The sequence below is a fragment of the Microcoleus sp. BM001215392 genome (genome assembly GCF_036700185.1).
In the GTDB taxonomy this organism is placed as follows: Bacteria; Cyanobacteriota; Cyanobacteriia; order Cyanobacteriales; family Microcoleaceae; genus Microcoleus.
Window position 1 is genome coordinate 22,455 of record NZ_JAUBOJ010000005.1, and the last position, 15,533, is coordinate 37,987.

The 15,533-nt window shown below is 44.6% G+C and carries 19 protein-coding genes; 6 read left to right on the top strand and 13 right to left on the bottom strand.

The features are described 5' to 3' along the window. Positions 1–26: 26 nt before the first annotated feature. Complete coding sequence (locus QT974_RS01155; protein ID WP_333466708.1) at positions 27–734, bottom strand: ABC transporter ATP-binding protein; 708 nt, start codon at positions 732–734, stop codon at positions 27–29. 319 nt (positions 735–1,053) lie between these two features. Between QT974_RS01155 and QT974_RS01160 the strand changes: the two genes are divergently transcribed. After that, positions 1,054–1,956: a PEP-CTERM sorting domain-containing protein gene (locus QT974_RS01160; protein ID WP_333466709.1), complete on the top strand. Its 903-nt coding sequence runs from the start codon at positions 1,054–1,056 to the stop codon at positions 1,954–1,956. Positions 1,957–2,108: 152 nt separating this feature from the next. Here QT974_RS01160 and QT974_RS01165 read toward each other — a convergent pair whose 3' ends face one another. The 3 genes from QT974_RS01165 to QT974_RS01175 all read right to left on the bottom strand — a co-directional run bounded on the left by QT974_RS01165 (position 2,109) and on the right by QT974_RS01175 (position 5,436). Continuing rightward, positions 2,109–2,888 (bottom strand): ABC transporter ATP-binding protein, encoded by a 780-nt coding sequence (locus QT974_RS01165; RefSeq protein ID WP_333466710.1) that lies wholly within the window; start codon positions 2,886–2,888, stop codon positions 2,109–2,111. A 123-nt stretch (positions 2,889–3,011) separates the two neighbouring features. Then, positions 3,012–3,887, bottom strand: coding sequence for a class I SAM-dependent methyltransferase (locus QT974_RS01170; protein WP_333466711.1), 876 nt, complete (start codon positions 3,885–3,887; stop codon positions 3,012–3,014). After that, positions 3,871–5,436: an ABC transporter permease subunit gene (locus QT974_RS01175; protein ID WP_333466712.1), complete on the bottom strand. Its 1,566-nt coding sequence runs from the start codon at positions 5,434–5,436 to the stop codon at positions 3,871–3,873. The genes QT974_RS01170 and QT974_RS01175 overlap by 17 nt, the downstream gene beginning before the upstream one ends. A 202-nt stretch (positions 5,437–5,638) precedes the next feature. Between QT974_RS01175 and QT974_RS01180 the strand changes: the two genes are divergently transcribed. Beyond that, positions 5,639–6,211, top strand: coding sequence for a Uma2 family endonuclease (locus QT974_RS01180; protein ID WP_333466742.1), 573 nt, complete (start codon positions 5,639–5,641; stop codon positions 6,209–6,211). Between the two features lie 140 nt (positions 6,212–6,351). Here the strand turns inward: QT974_RS01180 and QT974_RS01185 are convergent, their stop codons facing one another. The 6 genes from QT974_RS01185 to QT974_RS01210 all read right to left on the bottom strand — a co-directional run bounded on the left by QT974_RS01185 (position 6,352) and on the right by QT974_RS01210 (position 10,680). Continuing rightward, a complete protein-coding gene (locus QT974_RS01185) occupies positions 6,352–6,687 on the bottom strand; it encodes a XisI protein (protein ID WP_333466713.1) in 336 nt (111 codons plus the stop codon). After that, positions 6,675–7,088, bottom strand: coding sequence for an element excision factor XisH family protein (locus QT974_RS01190; RefSeq protein WP_333466714.1), 414 nt, complete (start codon positions 7,086–7,088; stop codon positions 6,675–6,677). Before QT974_RS01190 ends, QT974_RS01185 begins: the two co-directional genes overlap by 13 nt. 18 nt (positions 7,089–7,106) lie before the next feature. Continuing rightward, complete coding sequence (locus QT974_RS01195; RefSeq protein ID WP_333466715.1) at positions 7,107–8,183, bottom strand: branched-chain amino acid ABC transporter permease; 1,077 nt, start codon at positions 8,181–8,183, stop codon at positions 7,107–7,109. A 332-nt stretch (positions 8,184–8,515) separates the two neighbouring features. Further along, the gene (locus QT974_RS01200; protein ID WP_333466716.1) at positions 8,516–9,961 is read right to left on the bottom strand and encodes a branched-chain amino acid ABC transporter substrate-binding protein; all 1,446 of its coding nucleotides are present in this window, start codon (positions 9,959–9,961) and stop codon (positions 8,516–8,518) included. A 118-nt stretch (positions 9,962–10,079) separates the two neighbouring features. Continuing rightward, a complete protein-coding gene (locus QT974_RS01205) occupies positions 10,080–10,436 on the bottom strand; it encodes a type II toxin-antitoxin system RelE family toxin (protein WP_333466717.1) in 357 nt (118 codons plus the stop codon). Continuing rightward, a complete protein-coding gene (locus tag QT974_RS01210; RefSeq protein WP_333466718.1) occupies positions 10,429–10,680 on the bottom strand; it encodes a hypothetical protein in 252 nt (83 codons plus the stop codon). The genes QT974_RS01205 and QT974_RS01210 overlap by 8 nt, the downstream gene beginning before the upstream one ends. Before the next feature lie 176 nt (positions 10,681–10,856). On the opposite strand from QT974_RS01210, the gene QT974_RS01215 reads away from it, so the two are divergent. The 4 genes from QT974_RS01215 to QT974_RS01230 are packed head-to-tail and all read left to right on the top strand — an operon-like array spanning position 10,857 to position 12,044. Further along, a complete protein-coding gene (locus tag QT974_RS01215; protein WP_333466719.1) occupies positions 10,857–11,153 on the top strand; it encodes a type II toxin-antitoxin system TacA family antitoxin in 297 nt (98 codons plus the stop codon). Further along, positions 11,144–11,656, top strand: coding sequence for a GNAT family N-acetyltransferase (locus QT974_RS01220; RefSeq protein ID WP_333466720.1), 513 nt, complete (start codon positions 11,144–11,146; stop codon positions 11,654–11,656). The genes QT974_RS01215 and QT974_RS01220 overlap by 10 nt, the downstream gene beginning before the upstream one ends. 39 nt (positions 11,657–11,695) lie before the next feature. After that, positions 11,696–11,830 (top strand): hypothetical protein, encoded by a 135-nt coding sequence (locus tag QT974_RS01225; protein WP_333466721.1) that lies wholly within the window; start codon positions 11,696–11,698, stop codon positions 11,828–11,830. Continuing rightward, positions 11,790–12,044, top strand: coding sequence for a nucleotidyltransferase family protein (locus QT974_RS01230; RefSeq protein ID WP_333466722.1), 255 nt, complete (start codon positions 11,790–11,792; stop codon positions 12,042–12,044). Before QT974_RS01225 ends, QT974_RS01230 begins: the two co-directional genes overlap by 41 nt. Positions 12,045–12,052: 8 nt before the next feature. Here QT974_RS01230 and QT974_RS01235 read toward each other — a convergent pair whose 3' ends face one another. The 3 genes from QT974_RS01235 to QT974_RS01245 form a co-directional block, all read right to left on the bottom strand. Beyond that, positions 12,053–12,541: a hypothetical protein gene (locus tag QT974_RS01235; protein ID WP_333466723.1), complete on the bottom strand. Its 489-nt coding sequence runs from the start codon at positions 12,539–12,541 to the stop codon at positions 12,053–12,055. 109 nt (positions 12,542–12,650) lie between these two features. Then, complete coding sequence (locus tag QT974_RS01240) at positions 12,651–14,102, bottom strand: NAD(P)/FAD-dependent oxidoreductase (protein ID WP_333466724.1); 1,452 nt, start codon at positions 14,100–14,102, stop codon at positions 12,651–12,653. Between the two features lie 83 nt (positions 14,103–14,185). Next, on the bottom strand, positions 14,186–15,256 hold the full coding sequence (locus tag QT974_RS01245) for a glycosyltransferase family 2 protein (protein ID WP_333466725.1): 1,071 nt from the start codon (positions 15,254–15,256) through the stop codon (positions 14,186–14,188). Between the last annotated feature and the right edge of the window lie 277 nt (positions 15,257–15,533).

Consider the following 15,533-nt stretch of genomic DNA (forward strand, 5'->3'; position numbering starts at 1 on the left):
CAATTCCCAATGCCCAATTCCCATATTTAACTTTCACCTAAATAGGCTTTGCGAACAGTTTCATTTGACTGCAAATCGCTAGCACTACCAGCGACTACAACCTCACCAGTTTGAATCACATAACCACGATTAGCTACACTCAAAGCCATACGCGCGTTTTGTTCCACCAGTAAAATAGTAGTACCTTGGGCATTAATATCGCGGATAATTGCAAAAATTTGACTGACTAACATCGGCGCCAAGCCCATACTCGGTTCATCCAACAATAACAGACGAGGGCGCGACATCAAAGCCCGGGCGATCGCGAGCATTTGCTGCTCACCCCCACTGAGAGTGCCCCCTTTTTGACTAATTCTTTCTCGCAAACGGGGAAATAAATTTAAAGCTTTTTCCAGATCCGACTTAATACCGAGAGTATCGTTGCGCAGATAAGCACCCATTTCCAGGTTTTCTTGCACCGTCATCCGCGGAAAAATCAGCCGCCCTTCCGGGCTTTGAGAAATACCCAAACGGACAATGGCTTCTGTAGACAGCGATTCCAAAGGCTTTCCCTCAAATAATATAGTACCTTCTCGCGGGCGCAGCAGCCCTTGAATCGTGCGGAGAGTTGTAGTTTTGCCCGCCCCGTTGCTACCGATTAATGTCACAACTTCTCCCTGCGAGACAGTTAGCGATACTCCTTTGAGAGCGTGGATATTTCCGTAATACGTGTGAATGTCTTTGATTTCCAACATAATTACTCTTTCTGCTTTGTGCTTTGTTATATTATCCCGACTAATTATAAATTTTTATTGCATTAATTTAAAATTAATCTTTTTTATAGTAAACAGTATTTTTACTTAAATCAACACCCAGCAATAGCTTTGACTCCAGGTATTTTGATAAGTTGTTGCCACCTGCTTTACACAACTTTTAATCAAACAAATGATTTCTTGACGGTAGCTTTACAAAAATCTCTCACTCAAGGGATAGTATTAATACGTTAAGTACAACCAACCACTACAAAAAAAGAATAACAGCACTAAAAAAAGTACAAATTTTAGGAGATCCGCCATGAAATTAAATCACAGCACTGGAGCGATCCTCTTCGTTGGCGTAGCCCCCGTAGGGGCGGGCTTCGCTAAGGCATTTTTATTAGCAACTCCTTTAGTCAGCGGCTTGACTGTAGGTATCGCGCCCAGCATTGCTGCCACAATAGCAGGTTCTACCGCACAAGTAACCATTAACAACTTCAGTCACAGACCGACAGAGACAGGTACATCTACTGACACTAACACTACGACGATAGCTAACAACGGTGTTGTGATTAGCCAAGCCAACGCTGATGCAGCTTTTATATCTAACTGTCAGGAATTGCTGGCGGCAAATATCTCCAAGAGTCAAGTCGCAGGCCGCGGCAGCAACTATGCAGGTTTAGCCCAAAGTCAAGCAACAGTTATCGGCGACTTCGACATTGATGCCAAAGAAACTTTTTCCTTCGCTGCTAAGACAGATTTAAATCTTTTTACATCCGTTGATAACCGCCAATCTGAACGGGCCATCGCCAGGGGAAGTATATTTTTCGGATTGATTAACACTGTTACCAACATTTTATTAGATTCTTTTCAGATTTCTAGCGATTTAGACTCTTCTCAGGGCTTTACTCGGAGCCTGTACAGCAGCAGCAACAACTTCGATTTCAGTGCAATTAAATTAACTTTGAGGCCACCTTACGGACAAGGAAACAGTAGAGAAAGCCTGCTATTTACTTCTTGGAGGTATTCACGGACATTCGACAGCGCCACTAGCTTAAGATTAGTAGAAATTAAGAACAATCTTGCAGAAGTACAAGCAGAAGCACAAGCAGAAGCAGTTCCAGAACCCAGCACAATATTAGGTACAGCACTGTTTTTGGGATTGTTGGTCAGGGCGCGAAAACTCAAGAATAAATTCTATGAAATCTCATCAAAAGCTTAGCAAAAATCTCCGAAATCCATCCGTAAGGTGCGCATTGTGCACCTCACTTATCTGTGCGAAATAACCGATAAAATTGCCAAAGTTGTTGCAATCAAATTTTAGGATGGGCTCGCGTACCCGTCCTAATTATTTTTGCAATTCAACTCTAACTATTACCCGTTAGCATCTTCTTCTTTCCCCAAATATGCCTCAATCACGCGAGGATCGGCGCGAACTTCTGCGGGAGTTCCCTCCGCAATTTTAGTACCGTACTCCATCACACTCACGCGATCGCTAATTCCCATCACCACTTTCATATCGTGTTCGATCAGCAAAATACTCAAATCCAACTCATCGCGAATTCTGTAAATAAAGCGAGTTAAATCAGCCGTTTCGTTCGGGTTCATCCCCGCAGTCGGTTCATCCAAAAGTAGCACTTTCGGATCGGAAGCCAAAGCCCTGGCAATTTCCAATCTGCGCTGGTCGCCGTAGGAAAGGTTTTTTGCCAACTCCGGCGCCTTCTTCACGCCTAAACCGACAAAATCCAGCATAGTCAGCGCTTTTATTTTAGCTTCGCGTTCCTCAGCCATGGCAGTCGGAGGGCGGAGAATTGCACCCAGCAAACCTGTCTTCATTCTGCTGTGTCTGCCTACCAAAATATTGTCCAGCACAGTCATATTGTTAAACAAGCGGATATTTTGAAAGGTTCTAGCAATCCCGAAGCTGGTTAGGCGATCGGGTGGTAAACCTGTGATATTCTTATTTTCTAGCAGCAACTGACCGGCACTCGGTTTGTAGATACCCGTCAGCATATTAAAAAACGTGGTTTTACCCGCACCGTTGGGGCCGATTAAACTGGCGATCGAGCCTTTTTCCAAGGTTAAACTAACTTGGTTTACTGCTGTCAAACCGCCGAATCTCATTGTCAGTTGCTGTGCTTCTAATAGTGACATTTTGCTTGTGCTTCCTAATATATTAAATTACAGTGCGAGCTTTTACTTTGACTATCGCAAATCAACTTGGGAGATTGTACAAGATTGCAAAAGTGCTTTTTGTCAAGTTTTCGGACAGGTTCGCTATTTTTGCAATTCAAGTCTATTGTCTGACATATTCTCTAACGTACAAACAAAATAGAACTTAAAAAGATTAGATTCCAGGGAACGGAGAGGGCGATACTGTGCGTGCAAATCGGCCGTCGAAAAGTTCTCAATAAGTTTGAGATTCAGTTTCTCAGCCAAAATGGCAATTTGGTCAAAGCCAGTAATCCACGGTGCATACATACTTTCGTATTTATCTATGTAATCATTGATATCTTGGTAGCCCGTCGTTCTCAAAATCACCTGCTCTGACATATAATCAAAGGATAATCGAAAACTATTCACATTGTCGCGAATTTGTTCTAACACAAATATTACATCTTTCTTGTCAAGCAAGGTTGTGTTGCCTTCCCACAAAAAATATGTCAGTCTATCGAAATCAAATTCGCTGTGTTTGAGCAAGGAAATTAAACCGTCTTTTACGTAATCGCCGGGAATGTAGCGAACATTTGCCCTAACTTTGTGGGCTTTGAGAGTTTCTTCCTTTAATTCAAGAGTAGCGCGATCGTCTATTTCAAAATAAGTGACTTTCTCTCCATTAATTCTCGCAGCGCGAGTATCCAAGCCAGAACCTAAAATAACTACTTGTTTGCAACCTCCTAGCACTTGATTTGACAAAATATCATCAAAATACTTAGTCCGCAACTTAATCATTTCTTTCGCGGCGGGAGAGTTTTGAGCTATTTTAGCAGCGATTTGTTTTGTTTCATCATTCAGCCAGATTTTTACTACAGGATCAGTGTAAAGTGGGGCTGTTTCTTCATTCTCTTCTGCTCTAAATTCCGCAACGATAAAAGCAGTACCAGTTACATTGCTCATGGCTAATTCTTCATCCTTACTATTGATTTCTGGCATCTGCTAAAGATTCGTTGCTTGCTGCATCCTCCGAATGCAGTTCGGCTTCGTGGATGCGATCGGGAATCAGCCCCTGTGGCCGCACGATCATCATCACCACAAGAGTTAAACCGAAGAGAAATAATCGCAGTTGAATCGGGTCTAAACTGGTTGCTAGAAAGTCGGCTAACTGGGGAATTGCAATCCTAGGAAGTACAAAAGTATTCAGAAAACCTTTGAGGACTTGGGCGAGTTGCGGGAGATATAGCCGATCGGCAGACATGATAATGATACCGCCCAAAATCACCCCGGTCATGTTGCCCAAACCGCCTAAAATCACCATACACAGGATGATGACGGAGACTGAAAAGTCGAAGACGCTGGGAAAAATCGCGCTGATATAGGCGGCGTAAAACGCACCAGCAAAGCCTGAAAACGTCGCTCCCATTGCAAAAGCCGAAAGTTTTGTTTTGACGAGGTTAATGCCCATTGCGCTGGCCGCTAATTCATCTTCGCGCATGGCATTCCATGCCCGCCCCAAACGGGAATCTCGGAGCCGCGAAATCATGAAGTAAGAGAAGACTACTAGCAGCAAAATTAGGTAGTACCAGGGAAAGTAATTACCGGTGCTGAATGTGCCGACGATCGGGAGAGATGGACGCCCGATCGGGTTAATTCCTGCTTCGCCGCCGGTGAGGTTGAAAGGTCGATCGCACCCAACGAGACACAGCACCAATTCCGGTTTACCCAAAACAGCAGCCACAATCTTCGAGACTGGTTCGTCGATGCGAATCGCGGTTAAATTTCTAAATACAACCGGGATAATTTCACCAAAGCCGAGGGTGACGATCGCCAAATAATCGCCCTTGAGGCGCAGTGTCGGAATACCGAGGATGACGCCCGATAGGCCAGCTACAGCAGCGGCGATCGGCAAAACCACCCAAAAATTCCAAGCAATATTTATCTGTCCCGAAGATAGCAAAGCCGTGGTGTAAGCGCCGATCGCAAAAAACGCCGCATATCCCAAATCCAACAAACCCGCAAAACCGACAGTAATATTCAAACCCAGCGCCAACATAATAAAGATTTGAATCTGTACTACAGTCGCAATCCAGCCTGTTTTAGCTTGAAGATCGATGAACGGAAACAGAATTAGAATAAAAGCTAATGTTACCAAAGTTGCCAATCGCTGGCGTTCCTTTGGTAAACCCTGTAGAGCACCCATTAATGTAGCGGTAAAAATGGCGATCGCCAAACTGCAAATTCCGTACAGCAAAGTAGTCGGCAAATCCACCGCAGATTGACCCGAAAAAGGTCGAATCACAACTCCTTCGAGGACGCTAGCAACTAACAGCCAAACTCCCAATCCCAATCCGGCTAAACTGCCGATTGTCGCACCCATTTTCGGGTTGGCAGCCTTCTGTTCTTGACAAGCGATAAAGCCCGCAGCCGTACCCATCAGCCAGCCGATGACGGTGCCGCTCCAACCGCCGAATAGGAGGACTGTCAAAGAGCCGATCGCTCCTAAAATACCACTAGATTTAATTGCTTTGATTATTTTATTAGTCATTAGTCATTAGTCATTAGTTATTAGTCATTAGTCAGCAGTCAGTAGTCGTAGGGTGCGTCGCCACCTTGAATCCCTCAAAAAAATAGACAATCTCACAGATCAGCACCTTACCATTAGTCAACTGTCAACTGTCAACTGTCAACTGTCAACTGTTATATACTGGAACTGTTACCGCAACACACTTCAAACGGGCGATCGCGATATGGTACAAGCTCCTCAAAAAACTATCACCCTCGACGAGTTTTTGCAACTCGCGGAAACCAAACCCGCTAGCGAATACATCAACGGTGTCATTTTACAAAAACCCATGCCGCAAGGAAAACACAGCAAACTACAAGGTAGACTCGTCACAGTTGCGAACGACATAGCAGAGAAACCGCAAATAGCCCTAGCCTTACCAGAACTTCGCTGCACCTTTGGCGGACGTTCTATTGTTCCCGATGTCGCGATTTTTGTTTGGAATCGCATTCCCCTAGACGCTGACGGCGAAATTGCCAATACATTCAATGCTCACCCAGACTGGACAATAGAAATTTTGTCGCCCGGCCAAAGCCAAACCAAAGTCACCAACAATATTTTGCACTGTTTGAACGCCGGTTGTCAGATGGGTTGGTTGCTCGATCCTGATGAAAAAAACATTTTAGCTTATCCTGCAAGGCAGCAGCCAATTTCATTGCAAGAACCGACAGATATATTACCAGTTCCCGAATTTATGGGAGAAATGCAGTTGACTTTAGGCGAAGTTTTTGGCTGGTTGAAACCAGGGAATATTTAATTTGGTGTTGCATAATATTGAAATGGGATTCCTTAATCATTTCCTCCATTTCAGGCTCTACAGAGGTAATTTTTGCAAGAATCTTTAGTGCATCATTTGTCTTGGCCATCTTGTGTTTCCTCCACGTAGGAGTATATATTTCAGGCGATCGCAAATCCCGTATGTTTGCGTACTTCCGGCGAATGAAACGCCAAAACAATGCAATTTTCAGGAACGCCACCCTCCAGTAATTCATCGGTAATCCCGTCTTCAATACCGTCATAATGAATCCACAGTTTGCCGTTGCGAATTTCAACGTGAACGAGGCAGTAGTGAAGTCGCCTTTGGCCCTCCCAGCCTTCAGTCATCAATAAAAAATCATTTCGGTCTTCGCTGACAATGACTTTGTTATTAATCTCGGCGTATCTGTACGGTAGGCTGGCATAGTACGACAAGATTTTATAAATTAAGTCGCGGTATTTGTCTAGTTTATCCATCTGGTAATAACCTCCTGAATAGTATCGACAACGATAATTTTTATTACTCCGTCTGCAAGTACAACTTGCACGATATCTTCATTAAAGAAGCTTGTATAAATTTGTTCAGTAATTGCTAAATATAGGGTGCGACCCGGCTCTTTTTTAGATAGGATTGTTAAGTACAAAATGTATTGCCCGATCGCATTTTCCCAATCTTTTACTAGAGATTTGCCTACAAAACTTTTGATTTCAACTGCAATTCTTTGTCCATCGCGTTCGGCTGCTAGCAGCTTTTTAGCTCCCAAATCCACAAACACACTGCGCGAACCAAATTGCAGAGTCAGAGGATCGTCTGTAATTATCCACCCATCCTTTTCTAAAGCAGTCCTTACATTATAATGATAAATGTCTTTTGCCATTTTTTCAACCCTGCACCTTTAAACCTTCTCCTGAACATTCTCACCCAACAAACCGCCCGGCCTAAAAGCCAAAATTACCACCAAAACCCCAAACACCCAAGCATTAGTCCAGCGACTAGACAAATACTGGTCGCTCAAAGACGAAAGCACCCCAATCAAAACCCCTCCTAACATCGCCCCCACAATATTCCCAATTCCCCCCAAAACAGCCGCCGTAAAAGCCCTCAAACCTGCCGTAAACCCCATAGTAAACACGATCGTATTGTTGTACAAACCTACCAAGATTCCCGCCGAACCAGCCAAAGCGCCACCAATCAAAAAAGTCAGAGCAATAATCTGATCGACATTAATTCCCATGATTTTAGCAGCATCGCGGCTTTGAGCAGTTGCCCGCATCGCCTTTCCCAGACGAGTGTACTGCACGAATACATGAAGCGAAACCATCAATACCACAGCTACTACCAATACAATTAAATCTTTGGTAGTAAACACAATACTCGTTTCAATTCCCATAGCTTTGAGAATATCAACGCGCGGCAACAAATCTGGGAAGCTTTTCGGGGCCGCCGAATTAGAACCCATCACCGGAATAAAAGCTTTCAATCCTCCCCAAAATAACCCCATATTTTGGAAGATAAACGAAACGCCGATCGCCGAAATTAACGGAGCCAAACGCGGAGCATTTCGCAAAGGACGATAAGCATACTTTTCGACAACAATATTCAGCCCCGCACAAAACACCGAACATACAACTAAAGCGACTAACATCACCGGTATCGCAGTACCTAAAGATGCGCCGTCTTGAATGCCAAAAGCTCCGAACACAGTCAGCGAAGCAAAAGCACCCAACATATACAAATCGCCGTGAGCAAAATTGATTAATTCAATAATGCCGTAAACCATCGTGTAACCCAAAGCAATAATTGCAATCAGCGCCCCGTTGACCAAACCTACTAACAATTGTTGGATCAGCACTTCAGGGCTGCGGATTACTTCTCCTACAATTTTGGGCAAATCGAATCCGGCGATCGGGCCTAACAGCAAAACTATATAGGCTACACCTATATATAAGAGAATACTTTTCCAGTTTTTCATAATTTGTGCTAATTGGTAATTGGTGATTGGTAATGTGCGCAATGCGCACCCTACTAGATAATTTGGTGAGGTGCGCATTGCCAGTAATTGGTGATTGGTAAGGTGCGCAGGTAAGGTGCGCATTGTGCACCCTACTAGATAATTTGGTGAGGTGCGCATTGCCAGTAATTGGTGATTGGTAAGGTGCGCATTGCGCACCCTACTACATAATTTGGTAAGGTGCGCATTGCGCACCCTACTACATAATTTGGTGAGGTGCGAATTGCCAATCACCAATCAATACTCAGTAACCATTAACAAGTAATGACTAATGACTAATAACCAATGACTAATTATTCAGTCTTGAGCGCGCTCACAAACTCCCACTTGCCGCCTTTAACAACATTTCCTGACATTGTAGTCAAGCTAGTGTCGCCGTTGGCATCAAAACTCCAAGTACCCAGAACGCCGTTAAAATCTTTAGTTGCCAAAACAGCATCGCGGATCGCAGCGCGGTCATTTTTGCAGACCTTATTAATTGCGCCGATAATCACCTTAGCAGATTCATAAGCATAAGCTGCATAAGCTTCTGGTTCAGCATTATATTTTGCCTTGTAGCTTTGATACCACTTCGCGCCCTCACCAGTCAATTCTTTAGGAGGCAAGCCGCCAAAAGTAGCATAAACGCCTTCGGCATCTTTGCCTCCGGCATCAATTAAAGCTTGATCTTTAATGCCGTCGGGGGCCATGAATTTGACTGCATCAGGTGTCATTCCGACATTTCTCATGTCTTTAATTATTTGTCCAGTATTGCTTTGAGTAGTGCCGCCAAAGTAAATCAGGTCTGGATTTAAAGCTTTGATCTTATTCATTAAAGCTTTGTAATCGCTGGCTTTGATATCAATTCCCTCGCGACCGAGAACTTCAATTCCCGCAGTTTTAGCAGTTGCTTCAAAAACGTCAGCAACGCCTTTGCCGTACAGTTCTTGATCGTCGAGGATGTAGACTTTTTTAACTCCTAAAGATTTCGCCCAGTTGGCGGCTACAGTACCTTGGATGTCGTCTGCGGGTACAACGCGGGTGAAATTGCGAGTGCCTGCGGGGTAATAAACGTTGGGTTCTTTGGGTTCGCCTTTTCCTGGTTTTGTCAAACCCGGATAGGTGTTTGCCGGACTCACCATCACTACATTAGCTTGGTTGAGCACCGGAATTGAAAGTTTGGCGGCACCTGAGTTGTAGTGACCGATCGCAGCAACTACCGAACCATCGGCGGCGACTTTGTTAGAGTTGGATGTTACCTGGCTGGGGTCCCATTTGCCGGCGGCGGCGGTAGCGTCATCAAGCACTTCGTATTCGATTTTGATTTTGCCGTCGCAGGCTTTGGAGTCGCTTTCGGCAAGTGCTTGTTTGATGCCGTTGACCATTGTTTGAGATTGACCCAAGGCGCTACCTGTCATGGGGAGCATGGAGACTATTTTGACAGTATTTGGGTCTCCGGGAGTGCTAACGGCGACGGGAGAGGCTGCGGGAGAGCTTCCGGGAGTGCTGCCGGGACTGCTGCCGGGGGCTGTGGCGCTGGGTGTTTGGGGACTCTGACAACTGGCGCACAGAGAGGCTATCCCGGCGGCGAGGAGCAATGTCCGCAGCCCGGAGGCACGTAGATTTTGTGTTGGGTTGGTTTTTGTGGATGTGGGACTTTTGCCCCCTGATTGCTGTGAAAAGTTCATAGCTTGGTTGGTTTGTTGCTGGCGTTTGTGCATATTTTTCAATCTAATCAGTATGCAGTCAAGAGTTAGCACAAGTTTAAAAAATTTGTGTCAACTCTCAAAGATACACTGGTGCCACAACAAGGTCGGGACTTGGGTCATAGGTGATATCAATGTCAGCGATATCCAAAGTTTAGATTTGAAAAATGGCTTATTCGCCTGGTGCTGCTTGGTATTGTGCGATCGCAGTTTGGATTTCCTCGGTCGAGACGTTTGCTTGTTCTGATTTCGAGTAAATCAGGTGCAAGACAACCTGAGTCGGTGATTCAACTTGATAAATCAAACGATAACCACCGCTTTTACCAACTTGGGCATCAGTGTTTTTAGCCCGGACTTTGTAAATGGTATATTGGGTTCCTGCAATTTGGTTTGCGATGAAGTTTCCTTGGACAATCTCATCGAGGGCGGGCTGAACATCTGTTTGAATTTGGCGATACTTTTTAGCGAGTCCTTTGAGGCGACGTTTGAAGAGTGCCGTGAACTTGAGTTGGGCTGGCATCTCAGACATTGATGCCGTCCCAGAGCTCCTCGATGGGGAAGGTTTGTCCCGATGAGGCTTGGTGGAGAGAGGCTTTCAGGTCAGCAAGGATTTGGTCGTTGGAGTCGGTGTCTGAATCAAAATCTGAGTCAAAGTCTGGGGCCGTGGTCTGTCTCCGACTAATCAAAAATTCCAGGAATGTCAAGGTTTGCTCTAAAATCGATTCAGGAGTCCGTTCGATCGCTTCTAGAAGGCGTTGTTTAATCGGCGACATAAGATGACCTCTCAATCTAGCTCCTCTCATTTTATCTCGCACGTCAACTTTTAAATCGACTCATCATAGAGCCGCGATCGCAATTTCAGCATATGTGTTGACATTGTGTGTACAACAATTTAGAATATAAGTATCGTAAAGCTACTGGATCTAATTACAACTATTTTTAATCAAATATGCACATATCACCATCTGAAGGGTCAGTCAGCCAGACCCGCGATGTGACAATCAACATTCGAGCTAAGCCGAATCAACGCGCTGTAATCGATCGCGCGGCCCAATTACAGGGAAAAAGCCGATCGGAATTCATGCTGGAATCAGCTTACCAAAAAGCTCAAGATGTGATTCTAGACCGCTGTTTTTTTGGGTTAGATGAACTCAAATTCAAGCAATTTTTGGCGCTGCTGGATGCACCGCCGACGCCAAATCAGAAGCTAAACGCATTACTAAAAACCAAATCTCCGTGGGATTAGATCGAAATTTAGACCAACTCTGCCCACCTGAAAAACTGAACTCGTTACATCAAATTGAGAGCTTTGATTCAGGTAACAGTCAGTTAGATGAATGGCTAAAGCGTCGCGCCCTGAAAAATGAATCAGAAGGGGCTTCACGGACTTACGTTGTGTGCGATCGCCAAACAGTCATTGGATACTATTGTCTTGCAACGGGAGCAATAGCACAAACTGCTGCAACGGGTAAAGTTCGGCGCAATATGCCCGATCCGATTCCTGTTATGGTGATTGGACGGCTTGCGGTCGATCGCAACTGGCAAGGCCTCGGCATTGGACGCGCTTTGCTGCGGGATGCAATTCTTCGGACTTTGCAAGCTGCTGAGATTGCAGGGATACGGGCAATTCTCGTACACGCTATCTCCGAAGATGCGAAGCAGTTTTATCAGAAGTGCGGATTTACTGTGGGGCCGATCGATCCGATGACACTCATGGTGAAAATTAGCGATGCCATTGCTTCACTTTAGCTCAGACGTTATTTCCTCCCGTTGGAGGTTGGCTCGCCCATGATTGAGTTGCAATCAGATTTAGAATATGTGATAACCGATCGCCTAAAAGTATCTCTAGATGCGATCGCACAATTTTGCCAGCACTGGAAAATTGTCGAGTTTGCCCTGTTTGGCGGGCGTGCTGCGGGATGATTTTCGCCCCGATAGCGATGTGGATGTATTAGTTACCTATGAGCCATCGCACCGCCTTACCCTGTCTCATTTATTGGGAATGCAGGAGGAGATAGAGAATTTATTTCACCGTTGTATAGATTTGGTGGAAAAAAAGCAGTTAAAAAATCCTTATTTGCGATCTAACATTTTGAAAACCTATCGAGTCATTTATGCAAGCGGGCGATCGGGATAGTGTGTCACTTACGCTAGCCGATCTAATTTCTGAGTAAGAATCGCCACAGCAGCTTCGTAATCCCTCCCCACAAGGTAAGCGAAATGATAATAGCTGGCAAGATAGAAATCGCAGCCAAACTTCTGGTAGCGATCGGCGATCGCCAGAAATCCACAACGGGCATCGCTGGGCTTTGTGAACCAATCGCGATGGTAAGAGTCCTGAAGAAACAGCGTGAGTGTTTGTCGATCGGCACTCGGAATCAATCGAATGGGATCAATACTGGCATGGTGCGATCGCGACACTGGTAGCAGCAAATTATACTCTTCAACAGTGATAAAATCTGCCAAACTATCTTCGGTACTCTCAAAGTAGGATTTCTCCGGTAATTTTATAAAATGATGCCACGCCATCCAAAATTCGTGTTTGCTGTCAAATCCTGGATCGATATCTAAACGCCATTCTTCATCTTGACATAAGTCATCGAGCACTTCTTGCGGCAAATCCGTGAGTTTCATGAATCGTTTCCCTGATTGTAAATGATTAGATTCTTAGGGTTAGAGAGTGTCGAGCGATCGCCCGCAAACAAAAGATGGGTTTTCGCTTAATTGCCCGCATTGCAATATGTCAACTAGACTGCGCCATCAAATCCGAATCCTTTTTTTCCTTCGATCGATCGACACTAAAGTCTTCGTAGTACGATCGCTCAGTATTCACATCCCACAAATCGTGCTTCTCGCCCAGAATATTTCTCACCGCCAATATCCCTGTCAGCATAGAATGGTCTTGATTGTTGTATCGGTGCATACCGTTTCGCCCGATCGTCTGCAAATTCTCAATTCCCTTCAAAAAATCTTCAAGTACCCGCAAGTGTCCGCGATACTCGCCATCATAAACCGGATAAGCTTTCGGTTGTCGTATCACAACTCCATCCTCAACATCCGCAGTTTTTGCTAAACCCAACCCAACCAACTCACGAGTTGCTAATTTCACAAGTTCCGCATCCGACATTTCCCAGATTTCATCGCCAACACTACAGAAATATTCCATTCCCAAACAAGTTTTGCTAGCGTCGGGAACCAAAGCAGCACTCCAATTCTTAAAATTTTGAATCCGTCCGACTTGAACTTCGGGAGAATGAATGTAAATCCAGTTGTCAGGAAATAAATTTGGGCGATCGACAATCAGCGATACAATCAAGAAATCTCGATATTTGAGCGATCGCGCCGCGTGCAACACCTCTTCAGGTGGCTGCGGTTTCATCCGTGCTACTAGCGCCGATATCGGCATACTCGTAATGAAATTATCCGCAGAATATTGAACTAATTCTCCGTTCTGCTGTGCAGTAATACTTTTAATTTTATTACCTTCACGTTCAAAGCTAATCACCTTAGTATCTAGATAAACTTTACCCTCTTTATTTTCCACAGCTTCCGCGAACTTTTCCCACATCATCCCCGGCCCCAAAGCCGGATAGTCAAACTCTTTAATTAACGTTTTAGTATCATTGCTACCAAACAAAGCATTAATAATCGCCGTTGTCAGCGACAATCCTTTAATCCGCTGCGCCGCCCAATCTGCTTGAATTTCAGAACAAGGAATTCCCCAAACTTTTTCTGTATAAGTTTTGAAGAATGTTTTATACAAGCGTTCGCCAAAACGATTAATCGTCCACTGTTCAAAAGTTGTTTCTTTCGGAAGTGGCCAGATTCTTACTTTCAGATAGCTCAAGATAATCAGGGCGCTCTCAATTATGCCCAAATTAAACAGAGTATTGAAGGCACTAATCGGATAGTTGAAAAAACGACCTTTATAAAAAATTCTGGACAATCGCGGCACTTTAATAAAATCATTTCCTAGTACCTCTTGCCACAATTCTTGCACCGCTGTAACTTTAGTATAAAATCGGTGGCCCCCAATGTCGAAACGATAGCCTTTGTAGGTTTCTGTGCGAGCTATTCCCCCAACTTTATCTCCTTTTTCGAGTACCACAGGGATGATGCCTTCCTTGACTAGCTCGTAGGCGGCAGTCAAACCCGCAGGCCCAGCACCGACGATCGCTACAGGATAATGTTTCACTCAGCCTACCTCCAGCTTTTTTCTATTACTCTATATTTATAACTTCTAAAATTGATAGATGCACCCGTGAATACCCTGAAGAATTATCGATCGCCTTGATGTTGAAGGACAATTTTCCTTGAATTATTTAGCGATACTGGCAAGTTAATTTTACCAGTCAAGGGCTTTTTTTGGGATAAGTGACGACCCGTGCCGATCGCAAATGCCAGTCCGCTGTAAAAATAAAAAAGCCAGTGCCACGGAATTGTTTTTAGAGCAAATACGATACCGTGTTTTTGCTGAAAAAATCGATAGAGCTGTGAATTAATTGCTACTAACGGTATTGCCAGCAACCCAGCTAGTATCAGAAAGTTAAGTGACCAGCACGTCCCCACAACTGCCAGCATCATTGCATAAGTTAAAACTACACTGATGCGGTTCGACACTTGCAAGTTTAGGTCATTATTCAATTTGCGATCGCGCCAAATCAGTTCAGTCCAAGGCAGCGCTCGGTAAAAAAAGTCAGCTTTCACCATCCCCACCGCTTCCCAGCGCTTTAAATGCTTGACTTGCAATGTTTTGCACAACCTAATTTTATAACCAGCTTGTTTCAAACGGTAGCCCAGCTCAATATCCTCGATCGAAGCTTGGCGGTAACTCTCATTAAACCCACCCATCTGCAAAAAAATTTCCCGACGAATCACTCCACAAGCGCCCCAAAAAGTCGAAGCTTCTTCGTTACCAGTTTGGTGGACGTAGTGGTGCAACAAGTTCCTGTACTGCGATAGAAAATCTGGATCTCCAGGAGCATCGTCATAGGAGCCGATTAAAGCAGTTAAGTAGGGATTATTTTTGAACTCCGATTTGGCATAACCGATAGCTTCAGGACAAACCGCGACATCAGCATCTACAAAAAATAAAATATCTCCCTTCGCAGCTTGCGCTCCTAAATTTCTCGCTCGTGCCGGGCCGCCACATTCAGGAATTCTGATTAATTTGGCGCCGAATTCCTTTGCCAGACGCCAAGAACCGTCGCTTTCGCCATCTGCTACTACAATAATCTCGATCGGTCTCGGTACAGCTTGAGCCAGTTTTGACAAACAGGTGCGGAAGTAAGATCCCCCGTTGTGGACTGGGACAATTACGGATACAGTCGGTTCTGCGGTATAATTCATTACCTATATAGTTAAATTTGCACTCGAAAGTTGTGAGGGATTTTTAATGCTGCTACTTTACGAAACTCAGGGTCTAATCAGCTCTACTTGGTTTTTTGAGCGGCAGATGTTTCTCTTCAACTAGATTTTTTAGTGACATTGCAGCCGGGATTTTTCCAAATTCCTGCTTGTATTCTACGCCACCTCTGGTTCAGACTCACCTGATGAAGACAGCACCTTTACAAAATCTTTAAATATATGATTGTTTTTGTAAACCTGAGAAAAAGCCCCACCAGTG